Genomic DNA, 8,074 nt, shown 5'->3' on the forward strand with positions numbered 1-8,074 from the left:
TTGGCCGGCCAGGCCGCACCATGGTCGACGCCGGTCGACCATTCGGTAGCGACGTGGTCGAGCAGGGGAGCGATCGTGTCGAGCGCCATCACCATCTCGGCGACGCCGTGCTGGACGCCCGGATGATAGGCCATGCTGCGGGTGAGCCCCATCGAGCTCTTGCCCTTGACCGTGGGCAGCACGAGGTCGCAGGCGCGCCGGGCGATGCCGCAGTAGATATTGGCAAAGCCCATCAGCGCCCAGGCGAACACCGCGACGATGAAGGCGTCGGCGCCGCCCGCGGGCAGGGTGCGCGCCATGTACTTGTCGGGCACGAAAGCACCTTCCAGCAGCACGTCGTCGCTGCGCGTGGCGCGCATGCCGAGCGTGTCCCAGGTCTCGACGATGCGATAGCCCTTGGCGTTGCGCGGCAGAAAGCCGTGCACGACCTTGGGACCGCCCGGCGCGTCGGCCCACAGGCCGTGCAGGCCGTAGCGGGTCCACACCGGCGCCAGGCTGCCGAACATCTTGCGGCCGGTGAAGGTGAAGCCGCCGTCGACCTTCTTGGCCTGGGCGGTGGAGAGCAGGACGGGGATGTCGTTGCCGCGCTCGGCATGGCCCGCGGCGAAGACCTCGCCGGCCGCCGCCTCGCGCAGCATCCATTCGAGCGAGCGGTCGCCGGCGCGATAGAGATCGGCGGCAAGTCCCACCCAATAGAGATGCATGTTGATGCCGAGCGCAGTCGCCGGAGCGTAGTAGGCGAGCCGCCGCTGCTCGTGGCAGACCTCGGCCAGGGAAAGGCCTTTGCCGCCCATCTCCTTGGGGACGCAGATCGTGAGATAGCCGGCGCGCTTCAGGTCCTCGAAGTCCTCCTTGAAGAACCGGTTCTCGCGGTCGTACGCACCCACCCGCTCGGCAAAGCTTCTGAGCATGTCGTCCGCCAGGACACGATAGCCTGCGATCATGGTATCCATCTTTACCTCCTGCGAACCATCGTCGGTTCCGGACCGGACCCTAGGTCCGGCCGGCGAGGCTTACTGTGACTGACCACACACAACGGGAATTTAATCGTCGGCCGCAAGCGCCAGCGAACCGCGACCGACTCGCCCGACAGGGGCTCAAATTCGCCTACAGGTTCAGACGGCGCCACCCTCGACGCCGCGGCCCTCGCCGCGCCAGCGCAACATGCCGCCGGGCAGGTTGGCGACATCGGTAAACCCTGCCTTCTGCAAGATGGCGGTGGCATGGGCCGAGCGGCTGCCAGCCCGACACACCGCGACGACCGGTTTGTCCCTGGGCAGTTCCTTGGCCCGCGCGGCGAGCTGGCCCAGCGGCATGAGGGTAGCGCCCCGGATGTGGCCGAGCGGTCCGGCGAATTCCTCGGGCTCGCGCACGTCGAGAACCTGCACGGCGCCGAGATTCTCCTCGAGCCAATGCGGCTCGACCTCCCACACGCCCCCGAAGGTGAAGCGCAGGGGGGCCCAATCCGGATCGGCCGCAAGCGAGGCGGCTCCAGCATCGTTGCCCGGCTGCCCGCAACGCAGGTTTGCTGGCACAGCTTCATCGATCTTCTTGGGATGCGGCAGGTCGAGGTTCTTCATGTAGCCGACATAGTCGGCCTCGCCAGCCTCGCCGCCCAGACGCGGATTGTGCGTCTTCTCCTCGGCGACGCTGGTGACGGTGAGGCCGCGATAGTCGTGCGCCGGATAAAGCAGGCACGAATCGGGCAGCGAGAAGATGCGCGCGCGCACCGAGCGATAGAGCGAGCGGGCATCACCCTGCTGAAAGTCGGTACGCCCCGAGCCGCGGATCAGCACGCAGTCGCCCGTGAACGCCATGCTCTCGTCGTCGAGCACGTAGGTGAGGCAGCCGTTGGTGTGGCCGGGCGTCGCCCGCACCTCGAGCGTGCGTTTGCCGAACTTCACGTGATCGCCGTCCTGCAACAGGCGGTCGGCTCCCACGGCGCCCGCCGCCGCCGCGAGCGCAATCTGGCTGCCCAGCCGGTTCTTGAGAAGCCAGGCGCCGGTCACATGGTCGGCATGGACATGGGTCTCCAGGGTCCATTGGAGCTTGAGGCCAAGTTCGGCGATCAGCGCCGCATCGCGTCTCACCTGCTCGAAGACGGGATCGATCAGCACGGCCTCGGCGGTCGCGCGATCGCCGAGAAGATAGGTATAGGTCGACGAGGTCGGATCGAAGAGCTGGCGAAAGACGAGCATTGGCCCCTTCCCCTTGTCGCGATTAGCCTGGTGCGCTCGCCTTGTCGATCGCGGCCACCGAGTCGGCGTCGAGCTTGATGCGAGGGGCGGCGACCAGTTCCTTGAGCTGGTCGAGACTGGTCGCGCTCACGATCGGCGCGGTAATGGATTTCCGTTGCATCAGCCAGGCCAGGGCGACCTGCGTGTCGCTGGCATTGTGCTTCCTGGCCGCGGCGTCGAGCGCCTTCAGCACGGCCAGGCCCTTGTCGTTCAGGTACTTCTTCACGCCGGCGCCGCGCTTGCTCTTGCCGAGATCGGCCTCCGAGCGGTACTTGCCCGAGAGAAAGCCGCTGGCCAGGGAATAGTAGGGAATCACGCCGATTCCCTCCTTCAGACACTCGTTCTCGAGCGCGCCCTCGAACAGCCCGCGCTCCATCAGGTTATAGTGCGGCTGCAGGCTCTCGTAGCGCGGCAGCCCCTTGTCCCTGGCGAGCTTCGCCGCTTCGGCAAGCCGCGGCGCCTCGAAATTGGAAGCGCCGATCGCGCCGATCTTGCCGGCCTTGACGAGCTCGGCATAAGTCGAAAGCGTTTCCTCCTGCGGCGTGTCCGGGTCGTCCTTGTGCGACTGGAAGAGATCTATGCGGTCGGTGTTGAGCCGCTTCAACGAGGCGTCCACCGATTCGACGATATGCGAACGTGACAGCGCCCTGGAGGGCAGCGCCATGCCGCACTTGGTGGCGAGCACGATCTTGTCCCGCTTGCTCCGGTCTTTCTTCAGCCAGTTTCCGATCACCGTTTCCGACTCGCCGCCCTTGTTGCCGGGCGCCCACCGGGAATAGACGTCGGCGGTATCGATGAAGGAGAAGCCCGCATCGACGAAGGCGTCGAGCAACCGGTGGGACGTCGTCTCGTCGGCCGTCCAGCCGAACACGTTGCCGCCCAACGCGACGGGGGCGATCTCGATTCCCGACTTGCCGAGCCTGCGCTTTTCCATGGCGTTCCCTCCTCGAAAGCTAGCGATACTACTGGGCGGCGGCGCGGGCAGCGGGATCCAGACCGCCGAAGCCCAAAGCGGCGTAAGGCGGTCGCGCGAACTCGATGCCGAGCTTGGGCAGCGCTTCGAACATGCGCCGGATGGCGGTGCGCTGGATCAGGCTGGGATTCTTGGGCCGAGCCGTGAACTTGAAGCGCACGATTAGCGACGCGTCCTTGATGTCGACGATGCCCTGCATCTTGAGCGGCTGCAGCAGCTCCTTCTGGAACTGCGGCTCGCTCATCATCTCGAGCCCGATTTTCTTCACCGTCTTGCGCAGCAGCTCGACATCGGTGTTGATGGCAAAGGCAAGGTTGAACTTCACCGTCGTCCAGTCGCGGCTGAAGTTGGTGACGTGGAGAAGCTGGCCGAACGGCACGATGTGAAGCTGGCCGTTCTGGTGGCGCAGCCGGATGGAGCGGATCGAGAAGCCCTCGACCGTGCCCTTGACCTTGGAGGCGTCGATATACTCGCCCACGCGGAAAGAATCCTCGGCCAGGAAGAAGATGCCAGAAACGATGTCTCGCACCAGCGACTGGCTGCCGAACGACACCGCGAGCCCCAGCACGGAAGCGCCGGCGATCAGCGGCGTTATGTTGATCCCGAGCTCGGACAGTACCAGCAGGCCGCCCAGGATAAGGATCGCGATGCCGGCAGTCACCCGCAGGACCGGCATGATGGTGCGCAGCCGCGATGCCGCCGGTGGCAGGTCGCCATTGTCGGCCGCGTCGCCGCCGAATCCCGCCGACGGCAGCGGGTTGTCGGCGATGTAGCGGTCCATGCGAAATTTCACGAACCGCCACAGCGCATAGATCAGGAAGGTCGTGATCGCCGCGAGCTTGATCGCGCGCTCGTGCGGTTCCCATTCCTCGGGCGACATCATGCCCAGGACGTCGATCAGGATGCCCTGCACGGCGACGACGATCACCAGCAGCCGCACCGCCAACCGCAGGCAGGCCGCCATCACCTCGCCCACCGTCGGCACCTCCGTCGGCAGGTGGCGCGTGCGGCGATGGACGAGCGTCTCCAGCAGCAGCAGCAGAATCAACATCGACTCGACGCCGGCGAGGCCGTGCATGGCGGCTGCCCGGTCGGTTATCGCCGCATAGACCGCGGCCGACGCCGAGACAGTGTAGAAGGCGATGCCCGCGATCCACCATTCCTTCGCCATGGCGAGCTTCAGCGCCCGGAACAGGTCGTTCTCCCGCACCATTCCGGTGAACCAGGCCGCCATGTCCCGGCGCCAGTGCCAGATGGCGTAGATCAGGGCCGCCCCTAGCACCGGAACGTAAAGCACGACCGCAGTCGAGATCACGTTCGAGCCGGCTTGGGTCACGGCCATGAACTGCACGATGTGCCGCGCCAGCATGGGCAGCAGGATGACCACGTTCATGCCGAGCAGCAGGCGGCGGGCCGTTGTGTCGTCGACCGGGGCGATGCGGCCCTCCGGCGCGTCCGGATGCAGCCAGGTCCGGAACACGAAATTGAAGCCGCGCCAGTAGAGCAGCGCGACGAGGACCTGATGGGCGACCTTGCCCGGCACCGTGTCGGGAGGGCCGACCTCGCCGGCGATGTAGCGCGCCGCCACCACCAGGACGAGGAACGCGACCGCATCGAGCAAAGCGCCGTGCAAAAACGCCCGCAGGGGCGATTCAGTCGAATGCCGGGCAAAGCCGCGGTGGCGCAGCCGCTGCAGGACCTGACGGACGAGGAATTCCGCTGCCAAGCCGCCGGCCACGATGCCGATCAGCAACAGCGTCGTGCGCAGATCGAACTGTTCCGGCAGGGCGAGCAAATACCGACCAAGCTTGGGAATATGCTGGATCGTATGCTCGAGCCGGTCGGACAGCTGGCTCAGGAAGGCTCCCAGCGTTCCGTTGGTGCCAAAGGCCTTGCTGACCTGCGCCCCCGCTGTACCTGCCGGCCCGACCACGAACGCGGCCGCAGCGCCTGCCATGACTGCCAACTTCCGGACCATCGTCCTGATCAGCCTCCGCCCTTGCTGAACGGTAGGCCAGAACCGCGGGCCGTGCCAGTGGCCGTCACCTCTGCGGCGGCTTGGACGCTGGCAGCAGTCGGCCGGTCTGCTAGGGTCCGGTGACAACAAGGCAACCGCGAAATCCCGGAGGAGGGGTCCGATGCTCGGTCTCATTCAGGACCGCCCGCTTCTCATCCAGCAACTCATCGAGCATGCGGCGCTGAACTACGGCGACACCGAAATCGTCTCGCGCACGCTCGAGGGCCCCATCCACCGCTATACCTATCGCGATGCCCGCATGCGGGCGAAGAAAATCGCCGAGACCCTGCTGGCACTCGGCATCAAGGCGGGCGAGCGCATCGGCACCCTGGCCTGGAACGGTTATCGCCATTTCGAGCTCTACTACGGCATCTCGGGCATGGGCGCGGTGTGCCATACGATCAATCCGCGGCTCTTTCCCGAGCAGATCGTCTATATCGTCAACCACGCCGAGGATCGGCTCCTTTTCGTCGACATCAATCTGCTGCCGGCGGTCGAGAAGCTCCTGCCGCAGATGAAGACGGTGCGGCACGTCGTGGCGATGACCGACCGCGTGCATCTGCCGAAGGATATCGGCATTCCCGACCTGCTGGTCTATGAGGAGCTGCTGGCCGACAAGGCAGGCACCTACGAATGGCCACTGTTCGACGAGCGCACCGCCTCCTCACTGTGCTATACGTCGGGCACGACGGGCAATCCCAAGGGCGTGCTCTATTCCCACCGCTCGACGATCCTGCACGCCTATGCCGCGGCACTGCCGGACATGGCCAACCTTTCGGCGCGTTCGGTCGTACTGCCGGTCGTTCCGATGTTCCACGTCAATGCCTGGGGTTTGCCCTACAGCTCCGTCATGGTCGGAGCGAAGCTGGTGTTTCCCGGCGTCGCGCTCGACGGTGCGAGCCTCTATGAGCTGTTCGAGCAGGAAGGCGTCACCTTCACGGCCGGCGTGCCCACGGTCTGGCTGGCGTTGCTGCAATATATGCAGGCCAACAAGCTCAAGCCTTCGACCCTCAAATATGCCGTGATCGGCGGCTCGGCCGCGCCACCGGCCATGATCGAGACCTTCGACAGGGAATACGGCGTCGAGGTGCTTCACGCCTGGGGCATGACCGAAATGAGCCCGCTCGGATCGATCAACCATCCCAAGGCCAAGCATCTGAAGCTCTCGCACCGGGAACAGCTCGACGTCCGCCTGAAGCAGGGCCGTCCGCCCTTCGGCGTCGAGATGAAGATCGTCGGCGGCGACGGCAAGGAACTGCCGCGCGATGGCACGGCGTTCGGGGATCTGATGGTGCGCGGGCCGTGGGTGACGTGCGGCTACTTCAAGGGCGAGGGCGGCGGCATCCTGGATCAGGAGGGCTGGTTCGCCACCGGCGACGTCGCGACTCTCGATCCCGACGGCTACATGCAGATCACCGACCGGTCGAAGGACGTGATCAAGTCGGGCGGCGAATGGATCAGCTCGATCGATCTCGAGAATGCGGCGATGGCGCATCCCGCGGTCGCGGAGGCGGCCGTGATCGGAGTCGCCCATCCCAAGTGGGACGAACGGCCGCTTCTGATCGTCCACAGGAAGCCCGGCGCCGCGCTCGACAAGAACGAGCTGATGGACTTCCTGGGCTCCAGGGTGGCCAAATGGTGGCTGCCCGACGATGTGCAGTTCGTGGAAGCGATTCCGCACACCGCGACGGGCAAGATCCTGAAGACCCGCCTGCGCGAGGACTTCCGGAACTACAAGCTGCCCACCGCCGGCTAGGCCACGCGCGCCGCGAAATTGCGCCGTGCCGACGGTGGACCGGTACGCTTTTGCAGCCTATCGTTTTCCTGCATCGGACCATTGGCCTCCGTGCCAGAAGGAGCGCGCGTCATGGCCGCCACCGAAACCATTCCCGTCGTCGATCTTGGTCCCTACTTGGCCGGCGAACCCGGCGCGCTCGACCGGACGGCCAGGGAACTTCATTTTGCCCTCACCGAGATCGGCTTCTACTTCATCGTCAACCACGGCATCGCGCCGGACAAGATCCGTGGCGTCTTCGCCGAGGCGAAGCGGTTCCATGCCCAACCGCTGGGCAAGAAGCTGGCGCTGAAGCTCGACAACCACAACACCGGCTACCTGCCGATGCGCGGCAACACGCTGCGCACCTCGACCGTCCAGACCAACACCAAGCCCAACCTCAACGAAGCCTTCTTCGTGAAGCGCGAGTTGCCGGCCGATCATCCCGACGTGCTCGCCAATCGGCGCTACCGTGGGCCGAACCGCTGGCCCGACCTGCCAGGCTTTCGCGAGATCGTGATCGACTACTGCAACGATCTCGAACGGCTGGTGCGGAAAATGGTGCGCCTCTATGCCCGCGCGCTCGACCTGCCCGCCGAATACTTCGATACCGCGTTTCGCGACCTGCAATTCTCGCTGCGCATGACGCACTATCCGCCGCAGGACGGTCCCGCGGTTGACGAATTCGGTCTGGCTCCGCACACCGATACGAGCTTCCTCACGCTGCTCGCGCCCAACGACATCCCCGGTCTCTCGATCCGCACCCAGAGCGGCAAGTGGATCGATGCGCCGGCGATTCCCGACGCCTATGTCGTGAACGGTGGCCAGATGCTGCAGCGCTGGACCAACGACTATTTCCTGGCGACCCCGCACCGCGCCATCAACGGAAGCGGCGGCGAGCGCTACGCCCTTCCCTTCTTCTGCGACAGCAACATCGACTGGCCGATCGCTGCCGTGCCGACGACGGTCGGGCCAGACCGGCCGCCGAAGTATCCCACGACCTACTATACCGACTACATGATCTGGTATCAGAAGCGGAACTACGACGTTCTGAACGAAGCGCAGGCGGCCGA

6 protein-coding genes are annotated in these 8,074 nt (G+C 65.5%); 2 read left to right on the forward strand and 4 right to left on the reverse strand.

Annotated elements, in window-relative coordinates:
- The 4 genes from VH499_RS26070 to VH499_RS26085 form a co-directional block, all read right to left on the reverse strand.
- Positions 1 to 953, reverse strand: a 953-nt coding sequence (locus VH499_RS26070) for an acyl-CoA dehydrogenase family protein (RefSeq protein ID WP_332055702.1), incomplete at its 3' end; no start/stop codon positions are given.
- A gap of 162 nt (positions 954 to 1,115) precedes the next feature.
- Complete coding sequence (locus VH499_RS26075; RefSeq protein ID WP_332055703.1) at positions 1,116 to 2,198, reverse strand: rhodanese-like domain-containing protein; 1,083 nt, start codon at positions 2,196 to 2,198, stop codon at positions 1,116 to 1,118.
- A gap of 22 nt (positions 2,199 to 2,220) precedes the next feature.
- A complete protein-coding gene (locus VH499_RS26080) occupies positions 2,221 to 3,171 on the reverse strand; it encodes an aldo/keto reductase (protein WP_332055704.1) in 951 nt (316 codons plus the stop codon).
- A 28-nt stretch (positions 3,172 to 3,199) separates the two neighbouring features.
- Positions 3,200 to 5,167, reverse strand: a complete 1,968-nt coding sequence (locus VH499_RS26085) for a mechanosensitive ion channel family protein (RefSeq protein WP_332055705.1) — start codon at positions 5,165 to 5,167, stop codon at positions 3,200 to 3,202.
- 181 nt (positions 5,168 to 5,348) lie between these two features.
- Between VH499_RS26085 and VH499_RS26090 the strand changes: the two genes are divergently transcribed.
- Positions 5,349 to 6,983 carry a 3-(methylthio)propionyl-CoA ligase gene (locus VH499_RS26090; protein WP_332055706.1) on the forward strand — a complete coding sequence of 545 codons (1,635 nt, stop codon included), beginning with the start codon at positions 5,349 to 5,351 and terminating at the stop codon, positions 6,981 to 6,983.
- 111 nt (positions 6,984 to 7,094) lie between these two features.
- Positions 7,095 to 8,074 (forward strand): isopenicillin N synthase family dioxygenase (locus VH499_RS26095; protein WP_332055707.1); only part of this gene is annotated, 980 nt, incomplete at its 3' end.

The organism is Reyranella sp. (genome assembly GCF_036558665.1).
Lineage (GTDB): Bacteria > Pseudomonadota > Alphaproteobacteria > Reyranellales > Reyranellaceae > Reyranella.